Genomic DNA, 16,395 nt, shown 5'->3' with positions numbered 1-16,395 from the left:
ACCGTGATCCACCCAGTTCGGAAGGACTCCCATGACTGAGAACCACGACGCGATCGTCACGGATCAGAAGGCAGAGGGTGCAGGCGGTTGCCCGGTCGCCCACGGCCGTGCAGCGCACCCCACTCAGGGTGGCGGTAACCGTCAGTGGTGGCCGGAGCGGCTCAACCTGAAGATCCTCGCCAAGAACCCCGCCGTGGCGAACCCCCTCGGTGAGGACTTCGACTACGCCGAGGCCTTCAAGAACCTCGACCTGGCCGCCGTGAAGCAGGACATCGCCGAGGTACTGACCACCTCGCAGGACTGGTGGCCGGCCGACTTCGGCAACTACGGCCCGCTGATGATCCGTATGGCCTGGCACAGCGCCGGCACCTACCGCATCAGCGACGGCCGTGGTGGCGCCGGCGCCGGTCAGCAGCGCTTCGCGCCGCTGAACAGCTGGCCGGACAACGCCAACCTGGACAAGGCCCGCCGTCTGCTGTGGCCCGTCAAGAAGAAGTACGGCCAGTCCATCTCCTGGGCCGACCTCATGATCCTCACCGGCAATGTCGCGCTGGAGCAGATGGGCTTCGAGACCTTCGGCTTCGGCGGCGGCCGCGTGGACGTCTGGGAGGCCGAGGAGGACGTGTACTGGGGTCCCGAGACCACCTGGCTCGACGACCAGCGCTACTCCGGCGACCGCGAGCTGGAGAACCCGCTCGGCGCCGTCCAGATGGGTCTGATCTACGTCAACCCCGAGGGCCCCAACGGCAACCCGGACCCGGTCGCGGCCGCCCGCGACATCCGTGAGACGTTCCGCCGCATGGCGATGGACGACGAGGAGACCGTCGCCCTCATCGCCGGTGGTCACACCTTCGGCAAGACCCACGGCGCGGGCCCCGCGGACAACGTCGGCGCCGACCCCGAGGCCGCCTCCCTGGAGGAGCAGGGCCTCGGCTGGAAGTCCAGCTACGGCACCGGCAAGGGCGGCGACACCATCACCTCCGGCCTCGAGGTGACCTGGACGGCCACGCCGACCCAGTGGAGCAACGGCTTCTTCAAGAACCTCTTCGAGTACGAGTACGAGCTGACGGAGTCCCCGGCCGGCGCCAAGCAGTGGGTGGCGAAGAACGCCGAGGCGATCATCCCGGACGCGCACGACGCGTCGAAGAAGCACCTGCCGACCATGCTCACCACCGACCTGTCGCTGCGCTTCGACCCGGTCTACGAGCAGATCTCCCGTCGCTTCTACGAGAACCCCGACCAGTTCGCGGACGCCTTCGCCCGCGCCTGGTACAAGCTGACCCACCGTGACATGGGCCCGAAGTCGCTGTACCTCGGCCCGGAGGTCCCGGAGGAGACGCTGCTCTGGCAGGACCCGCTGCCCCAGGCCGAGGGCGAGGCCATCGACGCCGCCGACATCGCGGCGCTCAAGGCCAAGCTGCTCGACTCGGGTCTCACCGTCTCCCAGCTGGTCTCCACCGCCTGGGCGTCGGCGTCCACCTTCCGCGGCAGCGACAAGCGCGGCGGTGCCAACGGCGCCCGTATCCGCCTGGAGCCGCAGCGCGGCTGGGAGGTCAACAACCCGGACGAGCTGCGTCACGTCCTGAGCGTCCTGGAGGGCGTCCAGGCCGGGTTCAACACCGGCGCCAAGAAGGTCTCCCTGGCCGACCTGATCATCCTCGGTGGTGCCGCCGCCGTGGAGAAGGCCGCCAAGGACGCCGGCTTCGACGTGGAGGTCCCCTTCACGCCGGGCCGTGTGGACGCGACGGAGGAGCACACCGACGTCGAGTCGTTCGCCGCGCTGGAGCCGACCTCCGACGGCTTCCGCAACTACCTGGGCAAGGGCAACCGCCTCCCCGCCGAGTACCTGCTGCTCGACCGGGCGAACCTGCTCACCCTGAGCGCTCCCGAGATGACGGCCCTCGTCGGCGGTCTGCGCGTCCTGGGCGCCAACACGGGCGGCTCCAAGCACGGCGTCTTCACCGAGACCCCGGGCAAGCTCACCAACGACTTCTTCGTCAACCTGCTCGACCTGGGCACGACGTGGAAGTCCACCTCCGAGGACCAGACCCTGTTCGAGGGCCGTGACGCGGCCACCGGCGAGGTCAAGTGGACCGGCACCCGTGCCGACCTGGTCTTCGGCTCGAACTCCGAGCTGCGTGCCCTCGCCGAGGTGTACGCGAGCGACGACGCCAAGGAGAAGTTCGTCAAGGACTTCGTCGCGGCGTGGGCCAAGGTCTCCGACCTGGACCGGTTCGACCTCGTCTGATCCACGGGGCGTCCACGGGTCCCCCCGCAGGGACCCGGCCCCCGAGTGACGCGGGGCGGCGCTGATCCGCCCCCGTCCGCCCCCGGCGTCCGGGTCGGCCCCCACGGGCCGGCCCGGACGTCCGCGTATGGGCACCCGTGGACGGCCCGGGGCCTCGCTGTGCGGCTCCGCTGCGCACCCCGTACGGGGCCGTGCCGAGCCGTGGCCTCCGGGGGCGACGCCGTGGACATCGCGGTCCTCGACGGCCGGATCGTCGGGGTGCGCGGCAGGGCCGCCGACCGGGTCAACCGCGGCAGGCTGGAGCCCAAGGACCTCTTCGGCCGGCAGGCGAACGCCGCCCCGGACCGGCTGACCAGGCCGCACACTGCGCCAGATGCGCTGGACCAACACCATGATCAAGACGATGTCGCCGCAGGTGCTGACGAGCCTGTGATGCCGTCCGTCACGGGTGCCGCTGCACGGTGGGCGCGATGACCAGTTCCTCGATCAGCGTGCGCTCCGGGAGCGAGACGCACAGCAGCACGGCGCGCGCCACGTCCTCGGGCCGCACCATGGCCGCCCGCTGCTCCGGGCCCGGCGGTACGGCGCGGGTGTCGTGGGCCGGCGTGTCGACCGCGCCGGGCAGGACGCAGGTCGCCCGGATGCCCTCGTCGCGGTAGCTGTTGCGCAGGTACGCCATGAAGTTCCGCACGCCGGCCTTCGCGGCGCCGTAGGGGGCGCCGCCGAGCAGGGTGGGCCGGATCGCGGCCAGGGAGGAGATCGTGACGATGGAGCCGCCGCCACGCTCCAGCATGTCCGGGAGGACGGCCTGGGTGAGCAGATAGACCGCGGTGAGGTTGACGCCCATGACGGCGTTCCACTCGTCCTCGCCGGTCCAGCGGACGTCGACGACCCGGCCCGCGCCGCCCGCGTTGTTGACGAGGATGTCGACGGGCCCGGCGGTGTCCCTGCTCCAGGCGACGAGTGCCCGTACGTCCTCGGCGTTCTCGATGTGCGTGGGGCGGGTGAAGGCCGCGCCACCGCTTCCCGTGACGGCGGCGGCGACCTCGTCCAGCGCATGCCGGCGTCGTCCGGCGAGGACGACGGTGGCGCCCTCCTCGGCCAGCAGCAGCGCCGTCTCCCGACCGATGCCGGTGCCCGCGCCGGTGATCAGCGCGGTCTTCCCGGCCAGGGGTCGCGCCTGCTTGCCGTCCTCGATTCCCATACCTCAGCCCTCCCGCCGGGGCGCGTCCTGCGCCCTTGCACTGGCCCCTCAACTTGGCCTTGCACTCGCCCCTTGCACTCGCCTTTGAACTGAGCATGCCCACCGGGCGGGAGGTGTCGAGGTCAGGCGCCGTAGAAGGCGGGGCGGTCGACGAGGTGGACCTCGACGCGGCCCCCCTCTGTCTGGGAGCGGACGGCCGCCTCGCAGATCGCCGCGACGGCGTACCCGTCCCAGATGCCGGGTCCGGTCACCTCGCCGCGGCGGGTGGCGTCGACCCACGCCTGGACCTCGCGGTCGTAGGCGTCCTCGAAGCGCTCCAGGTAGCCGGGGGTGACCGTGCCGCCCCAGCGTCCCGCCGCGGTGACGAGCAGGTCGTGCCCGTCGCCGATGCGGGCCGTGCCGTGCTCGCAGACGGCCTCGGCCTGGACCTGGTAGCCGTAGCGGGCGTTGAGGTAGATCTCGACGTCGGAGAGGGCGCCGCCGTCGGTCTCCAGGACGACGAACTGGGGGTCGGCGAGGCCCTCGGGGGCGTTCCCGGACGGCCGGGGGCGCAGCACGGTGACGGCGGTGACCTCCTGGCCGAGGAGCCAGCGGGTGATGTCCATCTCGTGGGCCACGGAGTCGTTGATGGCCATGGCGCTGGTGAAGCCGGGCGGGTTCTCGGGGTTGCGGTGCCGGTTGTGCAGCATCAGCGGGCGGCCCAGGTCCCCGCTGTCCAGCAGAGTCTTGAGCCTGACGTACTCGCGGTCGTAGCGGCGCATGAATCCCACCTGCACCCTGCGGTGGCCGAGCCGCTGTTCGGCCTCCAGCAGGCGGAGCGCGGCGGCGGTGTCCGGGGTGAGGGGCTTCTCGCACAGGACGGGCAGGTCGTGCGCGAAGGCGGTGAGCAGAGCCGCCTCGTGGGCCGGGCCCGGCGAGGCGACGAGCACGGCGTCGACGCCCGGCGAGGCCAGCGCCTCGGCGGGGTCGGCGAAGGCCGCGCAGCCGCCGACGCCGGCGGCGACCGCCTCGGCCCGGTCGGTGTCGAGATCGACGACGGCGGCGACATGGGCGCCGCTGGTGACCTCGTTGATCCGGCGCACATGGTCGGCGCCCATCCGGCCGGTGCCGATGACGGCGACACCGAGGGAGCTCTGCTGAGTCATACGGGTCCTTCGCTCGACGGGGCGATCACATGATCGCAATATTGTCCGCGCGCCGAACGATCACCCGTTAAGCTCCCCCGGCGCGCACGGCGCGCGCACATGGGGTGGGGGACACAGGCATGGGGGACCTCGGCGTGGGGGACATGAACGACCGTCAAGGGGCGCCCGAGAAGGGCACGGGGGCGTGGGGCCAGGCGATCCTGGCGTTCGTCCTGTTCGGGGTGGTGGCCGGTGGCCTGTGGCTGCAGGACGCCTTCGCCGGACCGGGCACGGACAGCGGGCCGGCCACCTGCTCGACCTCGGACGACGCCTCACCGGCGCCGAGGAAGCGGGTCTCCGGGGCGCAGTTGTGCGCCGCGCTGAACCGCAAGGACCTGCCGAAGCTCGTCGGCACACCGCTCGAGGAGGCGGAGTACGCGTCGGGCAGCGAGAGCGAGTCCCGCTGGGCCAGTGGCACCAAGACCATCACCCCCGAGGCGAAGGTCGAACTGGAGTCCCACACCGTACAGATCTCGGCGTCGTACGACGATCTCCCGGTCGCGGAGTCGATGGACTACCTCGGCGCCGGGGCCCAGTCCAGGACGGTCCTGGGACACAAGGCGGTGCTCTACTCGGGTCAGACGATCGCCATCTCCTTCCGGCTCGACGGTGGCGACGCCACGTCGGGCCCCGGCGGTGTCGCCCGCCATCTGCTGGTGGCGAGCGACACCAAGGACAAGGGCGATTCCTACGATCTGGTCATCTGGCGTGAGGACCGGCTGCCGCCGGACGACGCGGCGCTGTTCCGCATCGCCGAGAAGGTGCTGCCGACGCTCCCCGGCTGGAAGTCCGGCTGAGCCGGGGACACACGCCACCCGCTCAGCCGGGAGGAGACGTCCCATGACCGTCAGTCCAGGGTCACCTCGACCGGCAGCTTCTTGATGCCGTTGACGAAGTTGGACCGCACGCGCGGGACGTCACCGGCGAGCCGGATGTCGGCGAGTCGGGGGATCAACTCCTCGAACATGATGCGGATCTCGGTGCGGGCCAGCAGATTGCCGAGGCACAGGTGTGGGCTGCCCTTGCCGAAGGTGACGTGGTCGTTGTTCTGCCGGGCCACGTCGAAGTCGTACGGGTTGCCGAAGACCTCCTCGTCGCGGTTGCCGGAGGCGAACCACATGACGACCTTCTCGCCCTCCTTGATGTGCTTGCCGCCCAGCTCCACGTCCCGGGTCGCGGTGCGGCGGAAGTGGTAGACGGGCGACGCCCAGCGCAGGAACTCCTCGACCGCGACCGGGATCAGCGACGGGTCCTCCTGGAGGCGGGCGAGCTGCTCGGGGTGCTGGAGCAGGGCCAGCATGGAGTGGGAGATGGTGTGGCGGGTGGTCTCGTTGCCGGCCACCACCAGCAGCAGGAAGTAGTTGTCGAAGTCCTGCGCGGAGAGCGGGACCCCGTCGCGGGGGGCGGCGTTGACCAGGCGGGACACCAGGTCGGTGCCGTCACCGCCGCGCCGCTGCCGGGCCAGTTCGCGGCCGTACTCGAAGACCTCCACCGAGGCGGGCGAACGGAACGGCAGATGCCGGTACTTCTCGCTCTCCTCGCTGTGCAGCAGGACGTCCGCGTAGTCGGGGTCGGTGTTGCCGATGATGCGGTTGCCCCAGTCGATGAGCTTCTGGTTGTCCTCCGGCGGCACGTCCAGCAGCCGGGCGAGGACGTTGATGGGGAAGTCCGCGGAGACATCGGCGACGAAGTCGAAGGTGCCCTTCGCCAGGGCCGCGTCCAGCGTGGTGGCCGTCAGACCGCGCAGGAAGTCGGTGTAGCCGTTGATCACGCCCGCGCCGAACTGCCGCTGGATCACGCTGCGCAGCGCGCGGTGGCGTACGCCGTCCATCTCCAGGATGGAGGCACGGGTCTTGATCTGGTCGTCGTCGACCTCCTCCAGGTTGACGAACCTGGTCGAGGTGAACGTCTCGGCGTCCCGGTCGACCCGGGCGATGTCGGCGTGCCGGGTGACGGCCCAGAAGCCGGAGTTGGGGGCGTCCTCGGGCTGCCAGTGCACCGGGTCCTCGTGGCGCAGGGTGTGGAACATGCGCCAGGGGGTGACGCCGTCGGTGAAGTTGCCGAGGTCGGCGAGGTCCACGTCGGCCAGTGGCAGGGGCTCCTGGAGGGCCTCGCGAACGGAGGGGAGGTGGGCGGAAGTCGTCATGGTCTTGGTTCTCCTGGACGTCACAGGTGGTAGGCGTACTCGGTGAACTCCCAGTCGGTGACGTGCCGGTGGAAGCGTTCGACCTCGTTGCGCTTGTAGCCGAGGTACGAGGTGGTGAAGTCCTTGCCGAGGACCTCGGTGAGGGCGGTGTCCGCCTCCAGCGCGTCGAGGGCGTCGGACAGGTTCATGGGCAGGACGGCCGAGCGGGCGGTGTCGTAGCCGTAGCCCTCCAGCGGGGCGGGGGGTTCCTCGCCCGCCCGGACTCCGAGGAGCGCGGCGGCGACGGTGCCCGCGATCAGCAGGTACGGGTTGGCGCTGGCGTCGCCGAGCCGCAGTTCGAGCCGGGCGCCGGAACCGCGCTCCGGCGGGACGCGGACCATGGCGCTGCGGTTGTCGAGCCCCCAGTCGATCAGCCAGGGCGCGAGGGTGTCGGGCCCGAAGCGCTTGTAGGAGTTGACCGTCGGGTTGGCGAGGGCGGCGAGGGCCGGGGCGTGGGCGAGGATGCCGGCGAGGGCGTGCCGGGCGGTGGCGGACAGGCCGTGGGCGCCGGACGGGTCGTCGAAGGCGTTCTTCCCGCGCTCGTCGTCGCAGGACAGATGGAGGTGGAAGCCGGAGCCGCCGGCGTCGTTGAACGGCTTGGCCATGAAGGTGGCGAGTCGGCCCTCCTTGCGGGCGAGCTCCTTGACGGCGGCCTTGAAGCGGAAGGACCGGTCGGCGGCCGACAGCGCCTCGGAGTGGTCGAGGTTGATCTCGAACTGCCCGCCGTCGAACTCGTGGTTGCCGTTGGTGGCGCCGATCCGCAGGTCGCGGAGGTGGCGCAGGGTGCGCAGCAGATGGTTGTCGGGGTCGGCGCGCAGGCCGGCGGTGTAGACGACTCCGGCCGCACCCGAGTAGCGCTTCCAGCCGCTCGGGGACGCCGGGTCCTCGTCGCACAGGAAGTACTCCAGCTCGGGTCCGACGATCGGGGTCAGACCCTGTTCGGCGCAGCGGGCGAGCACGGTGCGCAGCAGGTCGCGGGGCGACTCGGGGGCGGGTGACCCGGTGGCCGGGTCGACGGTCTCCCCGAGGCAGGAGGCGACGCCGGGTTCCCACGGCAGCGGGACCAGGGTGTCGAGGTCCGGTCGTACGTGGATGTCGGGCAGCCCCGCGTCGAGGCCGCCGGGCACCGGGACGACATCCCCCTGGGGGGAGGTGTGGTAGACGGCCCGACAGAAGGTGAGGCCGTGTGCGTAGGCCGTGGGGAGGCTGTCGAGCAGGACGTCCCGGGCGCGGTCGGTGCCGATGAGATCGGGGTAGGTCACGCGGACCACGTCGATGCCCTCGGCGGCGAGCCGCTCCTGGTGCTGACGAATGTCCGGTGTTGGGGATGCGCTCACCGTTGTCTCCTCGGCGGCAGGCAGATGATTTGAGCCCAAACGATAAGAAGGGGTCCAGCGGCCCGCAAGGGGCTGAGGCCAAAAAATTATCCAGCTGGACAGGTATTGACCAGGGGTGTGCGGCTTCCTATGTTGTTTGAAGCCAAATGACCTGAGGAGGACCGGCCATGAAGGTCGTCGTCGACATGAACAAGTGCCAGGACCACGGCCAGTGCGTTTTCGCCGCCCCCGAGGTCTTCCAGCTGGACGCGAACGGGCGGCTGGCCTACGTCAGCGACCCCGACGACGCGCTGCTCGACGAGGTCGAGGAAGCCGCCGACGTCTGTCCGCTCCAGGCCATCCGGATCGAGGCCTGACCATGGCTTCCACCAGCGCACGCGTCGTCGTCGCCGGCGCCTCCATGGCCGGTCTGCGCGCCGCCGAGCAGTTGCGCGCGGCCGGCTGGACCGGGGCGATCACGCTCGTCGGCGACGAGCCCCACATGCCCTACAACCGGCCCCCGCTCTCCAAGGAGGTGCTGGCCGGGAAGGCGCCCTTCGCGTCCCTCGCCTTCCGGCCCCGCGCGAGCGTGGCCGACGTGGAGTGGCGCCTCGGCACCAGGGTCGTCGCGTCCCGCCTCGCCGAGCGGACCGTCGTCCTCGACGACGGCTCGGAGCTGTCGTACGACGGGCTGGTGGCCGCCACCGGGATGCGGCCCCGGCGGCTGCGCTGCCCCGGCCCCCTCGCCGGACGCCACACGGTCCGCACCCTCGCCGACGCGCAGGGCCTAAGGGGGGAGCTGACCCGGCCCGGCGCCCGGGTGGTCGTCGTCGGCGCCGGGTTCATCGGCTGCGAGGTGGCCGCGACCGCCGTCGGCCTCGGTGTCACCGAGGTGACCGTCGTCGATCCGCTGCCGCTGCCCATGGTCGGCCCGCTCGGCGAGCTGCTCGGCAGCGCGCTGCTGGCCCGGCACGAGGAGCGCGGTGTGCGCTTCGCCCTCGGGACCGGCGTCGCCGGCTTCGCGGGCGAGGACCATGTCACCGGGGTGATCCTCGACGACGGGACCGTGCTGCCCGCCGACGTGGTGGTGGAGTCGGTCGGGTCGCTCGCCAACACCGAGTGGCTGGGCGGCAACGGCCTCGACCTGACCGACGGAGTGCTCACCGACGAGCAGCTGCGGGTCGGCGGACGGCCGGAGGTCGTCGCGGTGGGCGACGTGGCGCGCTTTCCCAACGCCCGCTACGACGGCGTACCGCGCCGGGTCGAGCACTGGTGCATCCCCACCGACACCGCCAAGCACGCGGCCAAGGTCCTCACCGGCGCCACGCCCGCGCCGTTCGCGCCGCTGCCCACCTTCTGGAGCGACCAGCACGACTTCCGGCTCCAGTCCTTCGGCGCACCCGCCCTCGGCAAGGACGACGTACGTGTCCTGGAGGGCGACCCGGCCGGGGACGTCCTGGTCGGCTACCACCGCGACGACCGGCTGGTCGGTGTCGTCGCCCTCGGCGGCCCGGCCATCGCCTCCGCCGCCGCCCGCCACCGCGCCGACCTCCTGAAGCAGCCCGCCCTCACCGCGTAAGGAACCGCCTCACCATGACGACCGTCCGTGGATTTCTCCACCCCAAGACGGCGACGGGCTCCTCGTCGCTGATCCCCTCCCCGCCCTGGCGCTACTCGGGCGACCTGCTCACCGTCGAGTACCGCACGGACCCGGCACGGGTGCGTGAGCTGCTGCCGGAGCCGCTGGAACTCGCCGACGAGGACCCGGGCGCGGTGGCGCTGATCTGGGCCGACTGGCAGTCCTGCTCGGCGTCCGGCACGGAGCTGCTCGACCCGGTGCTCTCCCAGTACAAGGAGGCCTTCGCGGTCGTCCGGTGCTCGTACCAGGGGCGGACCTACTCGCGGTGCGTGTACATCTGGGTCGACAAGGACTTCGCGATCGCCCGCGGGCTGCACCAGGGCTACCCGAAGAAGCTCGGGTCCATCCACCAGACGCGGCCCCATCCGTACGGGCCCGCTCCGCGGATCGAGGCGGGGGCCCGCTTCGGGGCGACGCTCGCCGCGGCGGACCGGCGGCTCGCCCAGACGGTGGTGACGCTGCGGGAGCCGTCGGAGACGAACGGCTTCGTCAACGCCCACCCCATGGCCCACCACCGGTGGCTGCCGTCGATCGAGAAGGGGAAGGGACTGGCGCTGGACGAGCTGATCGAGTCCGGCGCGGCCTCCTTCGAGGGCGGGCAGCCCTGGGTCGGCGACGCGGAGCTGGAGCTGTTCGAGGCGCCGACGGAGGAGTTGGCGCGGCTGACGGTGGAGGAGCCGATCGCCGCGTACTACCGGCAGGTCGGCGTGGTGTGGGACGGCGGGCGGCTGCTGGAGTCCGGGATGTCGGGAGCAGCGGCCGACTGAGCCCGGCGTTTGAGCCCGGCGTTTGAGCCCGGCGTTTGAGCCCGGCGTTTGAGCCCGGCGGGCCGCCCGTGGCGCGCCGCGCCCACGCGGCACAGCCGCAAGTCGATCCGTCCCGCGCCCCTGGGTCGGCGCACCTCCCCTTCGCTGCAAAGGACACCCTCCCCATGTCTGACAAGATCGTCGTCGGCGGAGTCTCCGTCGACACCCGGCACTGGATCGGCGGCCAACGCGTCGCCTCCCCCGACACCTTCCCCGACCACTCCCCCATCGACGGCGCCGTGCTCGGCGAGATCGCCCGCGGTGGGCCCGCCGAGGCCGAGGCCGCCGTCGCCGCCGCGAAGGCCGCGTTCCCCCGGTGGGCCGCGACCTCGCGGGCGGAGCGGGCGCGGATCCTGCACGCGATCGCCGACGGGGTCGAGAAGCGCCTGGAGGAGCTCGCCGTCGTCGAGACCACCGACAACGGAGCCCTGCTGCGGTCCCACCGGCGCGGCGTGATGCCCCGGGTGGCGCACAACTTCCGCTTCTTCGCGGACTGGCTGCTCCAGCTGGAGCACGAGGACTTCGAGACGCGCGGGCACACGAACCACGTGTCGTGGGACCCGGCGGGCCCCTGCGTCCTGATCACCCCGTGGAACGCCCCACTGATGCTCGCCACGTGGAAGGTCGCCCCGGCGCTCGCCGCCGGCGACACCGTGGTGCTGAAGCCCGCCGAGTGGTCACCGCTGACGGCCTCCCTGCTCGCCGACATCGCCGCCGAGGAGGGACTGCCGGCCGGCGTGCTGAACGTCGTGCAGGGCTACGGCGCCGAGATCGGCGACGCCCTCACCTCGCACCCGGACGTGCGCCGCATCAGCTTCACCGGCTCGGTGCCCACGGCCAGGCGGATCGCCGCATCGGCCGCCGCCCACCTCACCCCGCTCAGCCTCGAACTCGGCGGCAAGTCCCCGCTGCTGGTGTTCGCCGACGCGGACCTGGACCTTGCCGTCGACCTCGCGGTGGAGCAGTACGACAACGCCGGGCAGGTGTGCCTGGCCGCGACGCGCTTCCTGGTCGAGGAGTCGATCGCGGAGGAGTTCACCCGGCGGTTCGTCGAGAAGGCGAGCGCGCTGAAGCAGGGTGATCCACGGGACGAGGCCACCGACATCGGGCCCAACATCCACCCCCGGCAGCTGGAGAAGATCGACGGGTTCGTGCAGCGCGCGATCACGGCCGGGGCCCGCGCGGTGATCGGCGGGCACCGGGGAGACGGCCAGTACTACGCGCCCACCCTGCTCACCGATGTCGCCCAGGACTCGGAGATCGTGCAGGAGGAGGTCTTCGGACCGGTCCTCACCCTGCAGACGTTCACCGACGAGGACGAGGCCGTCCGGTTGGCCAACGACACCCGCTTCGGGCTGGCCGCCACCCTCGTCACCGGTGACCCGGCCCGCGCCGACCGGGTCACCGCCCGCCTCGTCGCGGGCACGGTCTGGGTCAACTGCTTCTTCGTCCGCGACCTCCAGGCGCCCTTCGGCGGCTCCCGCCACTCCGGAGTCGGCCGCGAGGGCGGCACCTGGAGCTTCGACTTCTACTGCGACGTGAAGAACACGGTCACCGCACCGAACGGATGGAACAACCATGGGTGAGATCGTCGGGGCGGGCCTCCTCGCCCATGTCCCCACCATCGTGCTGCCGGAAGAGGACCGGCTGGAGCTCAACGAGGGCAAGGAGATCACCCTCGTCACCGGCCTGCACCAGCTCCGCAAGGACGTCTTCGAACGGGACGACTACGACACGGTCGTGGTCCTCGACTCGCACTGGGCGACCACCGTCGAGTTCGTGGTCACCGCGCAGCAGCGGCGGGCCGGGCTGTTCACCTCCGAGGAACTGCCGCGCGGTATGTGCCGGATGCCGTACGACTTCCCGGGCGACCCCGAACTCGCCCACAACATCGAGAAGTTCGCGGACAAGCACGGCACCTGGATCACCGCGATCGACGACGACTACCTGCCGATCTACTACGCCACCATCAACCTCTGGAAGTTCCTCGGCGAGGGCCTGCCCGACAAGCGGTGGGTGACCATCGGGGTCTGCCAGACCGGCGACATGGAGGACCATCTGCGGCTGGGGCGGGCCCTCGCCGACGGCATCGCGGCCACACCGGGCCGCCGGGTGCTGCTGATCGCCTCCGGCGCCCTGTCGCACACCTTCTGGCCGCTGCGCGAGCTGCGCGACCACGAGGCCAGCGACCCGGTGCACATCTTCACCCCCGAGGCGCGGGCGGCCGACTACGAGCGGATCGCCTGGTTCAAGGAGGGACGCCACGACCGGGTCCTGGACACCATGGACGAGTTCTGGAAGTTCAAGCCGGAGGCGAAGTTCTTCCACTACCTGATGATGGCCGGCGCCCTCGGCGAGCGCGCCTGCACGGCCAGGGCCCGGCAGTACGGGGAGTACGAGAACTCGATCGGCACCGGCCAGGTGCACCTCTGGTTCGACCGGCCCGCCGACGGCTGGACCGCATCCCACACCCCCGTACAGGAGTCCTCCCATGCCTGAGTACCGCCGCATCCTCCTCGACGGCGCCGCCGTCCAGGTCACCGTCGACGGGGAAGAACTGGTCGCCGGGGACGGCCGCCGCGTCAAGACCGAGGACGCGCACCACCTGCCGCCGGTCGTGCCGTCGAAGGTGATCGCCGTCCACCTCAACCACCGCAGCCGCGTCGACGAGTTCGGCATCGAGCTGCCGGACACCCCCACCTACTTCCACAAGCCGACCTCGGCCCTCAACTCCCACAAGGGCGCCATCGTCCGCCCCGAGGGCTGCAAGTGGCTCAACTACGAGGGCGAGGTCGCCATCGTCATCGGGAAGACCGCGCGCAACATCTCCCCCGCCGAGGCCGGGGAGTACATCGCCGGGTACACCGTCGCCAACGACTACGGCCTGCACGACTTCCGCGACACCGACGCGGGCTCCATGCTCCGGGTCAAGGGCTCCGACACCCTCTGCCCGCTCGGCCCCGGACTGGTCACCGACTGGGACTTCCACGGCAAGAGCCTGCGGACCTACGTCAACGGCGAGGTCGTCCAGGACGGATCGACCGACGAGATGCAGTGGGACATGCACTACCTCGTCGCGGACATCGCCCGCACCATCACCCTGTACCCGGGCGACGTCCTGCTGTCGGGCACACCGGCCAACTCCCGGCCCGTGCGACCCGGTGACGTCGTCGAGGTCGAGGTGGAGGGCCTCGGACGGCTCACCAACCACATCGTGACCGGCCCCACCCCGATCCGCGGCGACGTCGGCGCGCAGCCCACCGAGTCCGAGGAGGTGCTGTCCACCGCGCTCGGCGGCGACTGGGAGTTCCGCGGCATCCGCCCGCCCAAGCGCTGACACCGCCCCGAGTCCTGCCGCACCGGGCCGCCGCACCGGGCGCCCGGTGCGGTACGGCGGGCCCCTCGGCCACCCCGCGGGAGCCGGGAACCGTACAGGTAGGGTCACCGGCATGACCGATTCCGCCGACGTGCCCAAGAGCCGGAAGCCACGCAAGCGCCTGCACTACGGCGAGGGGCGGGAGGCCCTGCTGAACGCCGCTGTCCGGGTGGTGGCACGGGGCGGACTGCGCAAGCTCACCTACCGGGCCGTCGCGGAGGAGGCCGGGGTCACCCACGGCCTCGTCGTCCACCACTTCGGCTCGCGGGACGCGCTGATCGAGGAGGCGCTCGCCCACACCATCCGCACATCGCTGAGCGTCAGCGCGCTCGAACCCGGCACCGGCAAGGTCGCCGACTTCTCGACAGGCCTGTCGGAGATGGTCACGGCGGACCCCGGGCGGCAGGCGTTCCAGTACGAGCTGCTGCTGGAGTCCCGCCGCCGCCCCGAGCTGCTGCCGCAGCTGAGGGCGCTCTACGACGAGTACTTCGACGCCACCCGGCGCGAGCTGAGCCGCATGCTGCCGGCCGACGCCGACCAGGCGCTGGTCCGGCTGGTGTTCGCCGCGCTCGACGGTCTGGTGCTGCATCAGCTCGTGCTGGGCGAGCCGGAGGTCACGGACGCCGCCGTGGAGCGGCTGCGCGGGCTGCTGCGGCTCCTCGAAGCCGACGGCGACAACGGCCGCGTCGACGGCGGGGACGCCGACCGCTCCGACGGCGGGGACACCGCCGAGTAGCCCTCCCACCTGCGCTTTCCGAGGCCCCGGACGCCCTTTCGTCCGGGGCCTCGTCGTGTCGCGCGCGCCGCCGTCGGAGGTCTGCGCACGGGGGTGTCCACCCAGTGGAAAATCTTTGCCCTGACCCCCTTGCCAAACGGATAGTTCAAGCCCACGATAAGGCAATTCGTTTGACCCGAAACGAACCTCCATCCCTCCCCGTCCCCGACAGGTGATCCGAGTGGACAGTCAGACGGCGGTCGCCCCGCACACCTCGCAAGGTTCCTCCACGGCAAGCAGGCTCAAGCCCGACTCCCTCGGCGTCCTGGGCATCCTCTTCTTCGTTCTCTCCGCCCAGGCCCCCCTGACCGGCATCGCCGGTGCCGTGCCCATCGCCGTCGTCATCGGCAACGGGGCCGGTGCCCCCGCCGCGTATGTCGCGGCCGGCGTGGTGGTCCTGCTGTTCTCCATCGGCTTCGTCGCCATGGGCCGCCATGTCGTGGACGCCGGCGCCTTCTACACGTACATCGGCAAAGGACTCGGCCGGTCGACGGGCTCCGGCAGCGCCGCCGTGGCCCTGTTCGCCTACTGCGCGATCCAGGCCGCCATGTACGGGCTGTACGGCGCGACCATGAGCGGCCTCGTCGAGCACTACACCGGCCTCGGCGTCGCCTGGTGGGTGTGGGCGCTGGTCACGATGGCGGTCGTGCAGGTGCTGGGCGCCGCCGGCATCGAGATGGGCGCCAAGGTGCTCGCCGTGTTCGTCCTCGCGGAGTTCAGCATCCTCATCGCCTTCGCCCTGGTGACCTTCTTCAAGGGCGGCGGTCCCGAGGGTCTCGGCTTCACCGACAGCTTCTCGCCGGACGCGGCCCTCCAGGGCGCCCCGGGTGTGGCGCTGATGTTCGCGGTGGCGTCGATGTTCGGCTTCGAGGCCACCGCCATCTACGGCGAGGAGGCGCGGGAACCGAGGAGAACCGTCCCCCGGGCCACCTATCTGTCGGTCGCCGTGATCACCGTGTTCTTCGCCTTCACGTCGTGGATGCTGGTCTCCGCGCACGGCGCGTCCAGGGCGACGGCGGACGCGGGCAAGGCGCTGGAGAGCGGCGACGCCGCCGCCTGGGTGTTCGCCCCGATCGCCGACCTGTTCGGCGCGTGGACCGGCGACGTCCTTCCGATCCTGCTGGCCACGTCGCTGTTCGCGGGCATCCTCGCCTTCCACAACTCCGCCAACCGCTATCTGTTCTCCCTGGGGCGTGAGGGCCTGCTGCCGCACGGTCTGACCGCGCTCAACGGCCGTCACTCCCCCTGGGTCGCCGGCACCGTCCAGACCGTCATCGCGGTGGCCCTCGTCGTCCCGTTCGCGCTCCTCGGCAAGGACCCGGTCCTGACCCTCTTCTCCTGGTTCAGCGGGGTCGCCGTCCTCGCGATCATGCTGCTGTACTTCCTGACCTCCGTGTCCGTGGTCGTCTTCTTCCGCCGCTCCCGCGTCGACACCCGGCTCTGGAACACGCTGATCGCCCCCGTCCTGGGCGCCCTCGGCATCGCCGGCGCGATCTGGCTGATCATCGAGAACTTCACCACGCTCATCGGCGGCGACCCCACCACCGCCCTCTGGCTCCAGCTGACCGTGCCCGTCGTGCTGGCCCTGGGGCTCGTCGCGGCCCGGCTGACCCGGCGGAGCCACGCCGCCGCGGGCTGACCCCGACGTCCCGCCCCGCGGCC

At 71.4% G+C, this 16,395-nt stretch carries 14 protein-coding genes; 10 read left to right on the top strand and 4 right to left on the bottom strand.

Going from position 1 to position 16,395, the window contains the following annotated elements; all coding sequences use genetic code 11:
• The first annotated feature begins 31 nt into the window (after window positions 1-31).
• Window positions 32-2,248: a catalase/peroxidase HPI gene (katG, locus tag M8J73_RS03320; protein WP_249828203.1), complete on the top strand. Its 2,217-nt coding sequence runs from the start codon at window positions 32-34 to the stop codon at window positions 2,246-2,248.
• 442 nt (window positions 2,249-2,690) lie between these two features.
• Here katG and M8J73_RS03310 read toward each other — a convergent pair whose 3' ends face one another.
• Both M8J73_RS03310 and M8J73_RS03305 read right to left on the bottom strand, forming a co-directional pair.
• A complete protein-coding gene (locus M8J73_RS03310) occupies window positions 2,691-3,452 on the bottom strand; it encodes an SDR family oxidoreductase (protein ID WP_249828202.1) in 762 nt (253 codons plus the stop codon).
• A 122-nt stretch (window positions 3,453-3,574) separates the two neighbouring features.
• Window positions 3,575-4,597, bottom strand: a complete 1,023-nt coding sequence (locus tag M8J73_RS03305; RefSeq protein WP_249828201.1) for a Gfo/Idh/MocA family protein — start codon at window positions 4,595-4,597, stop codon at window positions 3,575-3,577.
• A gap of 119 nt (window positions 4,598-4,716) precedes the next feature.
• Here M8J73_RS03305 and M8J73_RS03300 point away from each other — a divergent pair, with 119 nt between their 5' ends.
• Window positions 4,717-5,433 carry a DUF6215 domain-containing protein gene (locus M8J73_RS03300; protein ID WP_249828200.1) on the top strand — a complete coding sequence of 239 codons (717 nt, stop codon included), beginning with the start codon at window positions 4,717-4,719 and terminating at the stop codon, window positions 5,431-5,433.
• 50 nt (window positions 5,434-5,483) lie between these two features.
• Here the strand turns inward: M8J73_RS03300 and M8J73_RS03295 are convergent, their stop codons facing one another.
• Together M8J73_RS03295 and M8J73_RS03290 are read right to left on the bottom strand one after the other, a co-directional pair.
• Window positions 5,484-6,782, bottom strand: coding sequence for a cytochrome P450 (locus tag M8J73_RS03295; protein WP_055539800.1), 1,299 nt, complete (start codon window positions 6,780-6,782; stop codon window positions 5,484-5,486).
• Window positions 6,783-6,802: 20 nt separating this feature from the next.
• Window positions 6,803-8,158, bottom strand: a complete 1,356-nt coding sequence (locus M8J73_RS03290; RefSeq protein WP_055539801.1) for a glutamine synthetase family protein — start codon at window positions 8,156-8,158, stop codon at window positions 6,803-6,805.
• 167 nt (window positions 8,159-8,325) lie between these two features.
• Here M8J73_RS03290 and M8J73_RS03285 point away from each other — a divergent pair, with 167 nt between their 5' ends.
• From M8J73_RS03285 to M8J73_RS03250, 8 genes are all read left to right on the top strand, one after another.
• Window positions 8,326-8,514, top strand: a complete 189-nt coding sequence (locus M8J73_RS03285) for a ferredoxin (protein ID WP_055512415.1) — start codon at window positions 8,326-8,328, stop codon at window positions 8,512-8,514.
• A 2-nt stretch (window positions 8,515-8,516) separates the two neighbouring features.
• Entirely contained in the window at window positions 8,517-9,716 is a 1,200-nt protein-coding gene (locus M8J73_RS03280) for an NAD(P)/FAD-dependent oxidoreductase (protein ID WP_055539802.1), read from the top strand.
• Window positions 9,717-9,730: 14 nt separating this feature from the next.
• Window positions 9,731-10,543 (top strand): acetoacetate decarboxylase family protein, encoded by an 813-nt coding sequence (locus M8J73_RS03275; RefSeq protein WP_055539803.1) that lies wholly within the window; start codon window positions 9,731-9,733, stop codon window positions 10,541-10,543.
• Between the two features lie 164 nt (window positions 10,544-10,707).
• Window positions 10,708-12,168, top strand: a complete 1,461-nt coding sequence (locus M8J73_RS03270) for an aldehyde dehydrogenase (RefSeq protein WP_249828199.1) — start codon at window positions 10,708-10,710, stop codon at window positions 12,166-12,168.
• Window positions 12,161-13,081 (top strand): 3,4-dihydroxyphenylacetate 2,3-dioxygenase, encoded by a 921-nt coding sequence (locus M8J73_RS03265; protein ID WP_055540919.1) that lies wholly within the window; start codon window positions 12,161-12,163, stop codon window positions 13,079-13,081. Before M8J73_RS03270 ends, M8J73_RS03265 begins: the two co-directional genes overlap by 8 nt.
• Entirely contained in the window at window positions 13,074-13,919 is an 846-nt protein-coding gene (locus tag M8J73_RS03260) for a fumarylacetoacetate hydrolase family protein (RefSeq protein WP_055540918.1), read from the top strand. The genes M8J73_RS03265 and M8J73_RS03260 overlap by 8 nt, the downstream gene beginning before the upstream one ends.
• A 112-nt stretch (window positions 13,920-14,031) precedes the next feature.
• Window positions 14,032-14,694 carry a TetR/AcrR family transcriptional regulator gene (locus tag M8J73_RS03255; RefSeq protein ID WP_055540917.1) on the top strand — a complete coding sequence of 221 codons (663 nt, stop codon included), beginning with the start codon at window positions 14,032-14,034 and terminating at the stop codon, window positions 14,692-14,694.
• 220 nt (window positions 14,695-14,914) lie between these two features.
• Window positions 14,915-16,372, top strand: a complete 1,458-nt coding sequence (locus M8J73_RS03250) for an APC family permease (RefSeq protein WP_055540916.1) — start codon at window positions 14,915-14,917, stop codon at window positions 16,370-16,372.
• The last annotated feature ends 23 nt before the right edge of the window (window positions 16,373-16,395 follow it).

This window comes from Streptomyces neyagawaensis (genome assembly GCF_023516595.1).
In the GTDB taxonomy this organism is placed as follows: Bacteria; Actinomycetota; Actinomycetes; order Streptomycetales; family Streptomycetaceae; genus Streptomyces; species Streptomyces neyagawaensis.
Note: the sequence above shows the minus strand (reverse complement) of the source record. Positions and strands in the feature narration are given on the sequence as shown.

Coding starts and splice junctions, on each gene's coding strand:
- M8J73_RS03300 (WP_249828200.1), top strand. CDS start 4,717: ATGGGGGACCTCGGCGTGGGGGACATGAACGACCGTCAAGGGGCGCCC.
- M8J73_RS03285 (WP_055512415.1), top strand. CDS start 8,326: ATGAAGGTCGTCGTCGACATGAACAAGTGCCAGGACCACGGCCAGTGC.
- M8J73_RS03265 (WP_055540919.1), top strand. CDS start 12,161: ATGGGTGAGATCGTCGGGGCGGGCCTCCTCGCCCATGTCCCCACCATC.
- M8J73_RS03305 (WP_249828201.1), bottom strand. CDS start 4,597: ATGACTCAGCAGAGCTCCCTCGGTGTCGCCGTCATCGGCACCGGCCGG.
- M8J73_RS03310 (WP_249828202.1), bottom strand. CDS start 3,452: ATGGGAATCGAGGACGGCAAGCAGGCGCGACCCCTGGCCGGGAAGACC.
- M8J73_RS03255 (WP_055540917.1), top strand. CDS start 14,032: ATGACCGATTCCGCCGACGTGCCCAAGAGCCGGAAGCCACGCAAGCGC.
- M8J73_RS03295 (WP_055539800.1), bottom strand. CDS start 6,782: ATGACGACTTCCGCCCACCTCCCCTCCGTTCGCGAGGCCCTCCAGGAG.
- M8J73_RS03275 (WP_055539803.1), top strand. CDS start 9,731: ATGACGACCGTCCGTGGATTTCTCCACCCCAAGACGGCGACGGGCTCC.
- M8J73_RS03270 (WP_249828199.1), top strand. CDS start 10,708: ATGTCTGACAAGATCGTCGTCGGCGGAGTCTCCGTCGACACCCGGCAC.
- M8J73_RS03280 (WP_055539802.1), top strand. CDS start 8,517: ATGGCTTCCACCAGCGCACGCGTCGTCGTCGCCGGCGCCTCCATGGCC.
- katG (WP_249828203.1), top strand. CDS start 32: ATGACTGAGAACCACGACGCGATCGTCACGGATCAGAAGGCAGAGGGT.
- M8J73_RS03260 (WP_055540918.1), top strand. CDS start 13,074: ATGCCTGAGTACCGCCGCATCCTCCTCGACGGCGCCGCCGTCCAGGTC.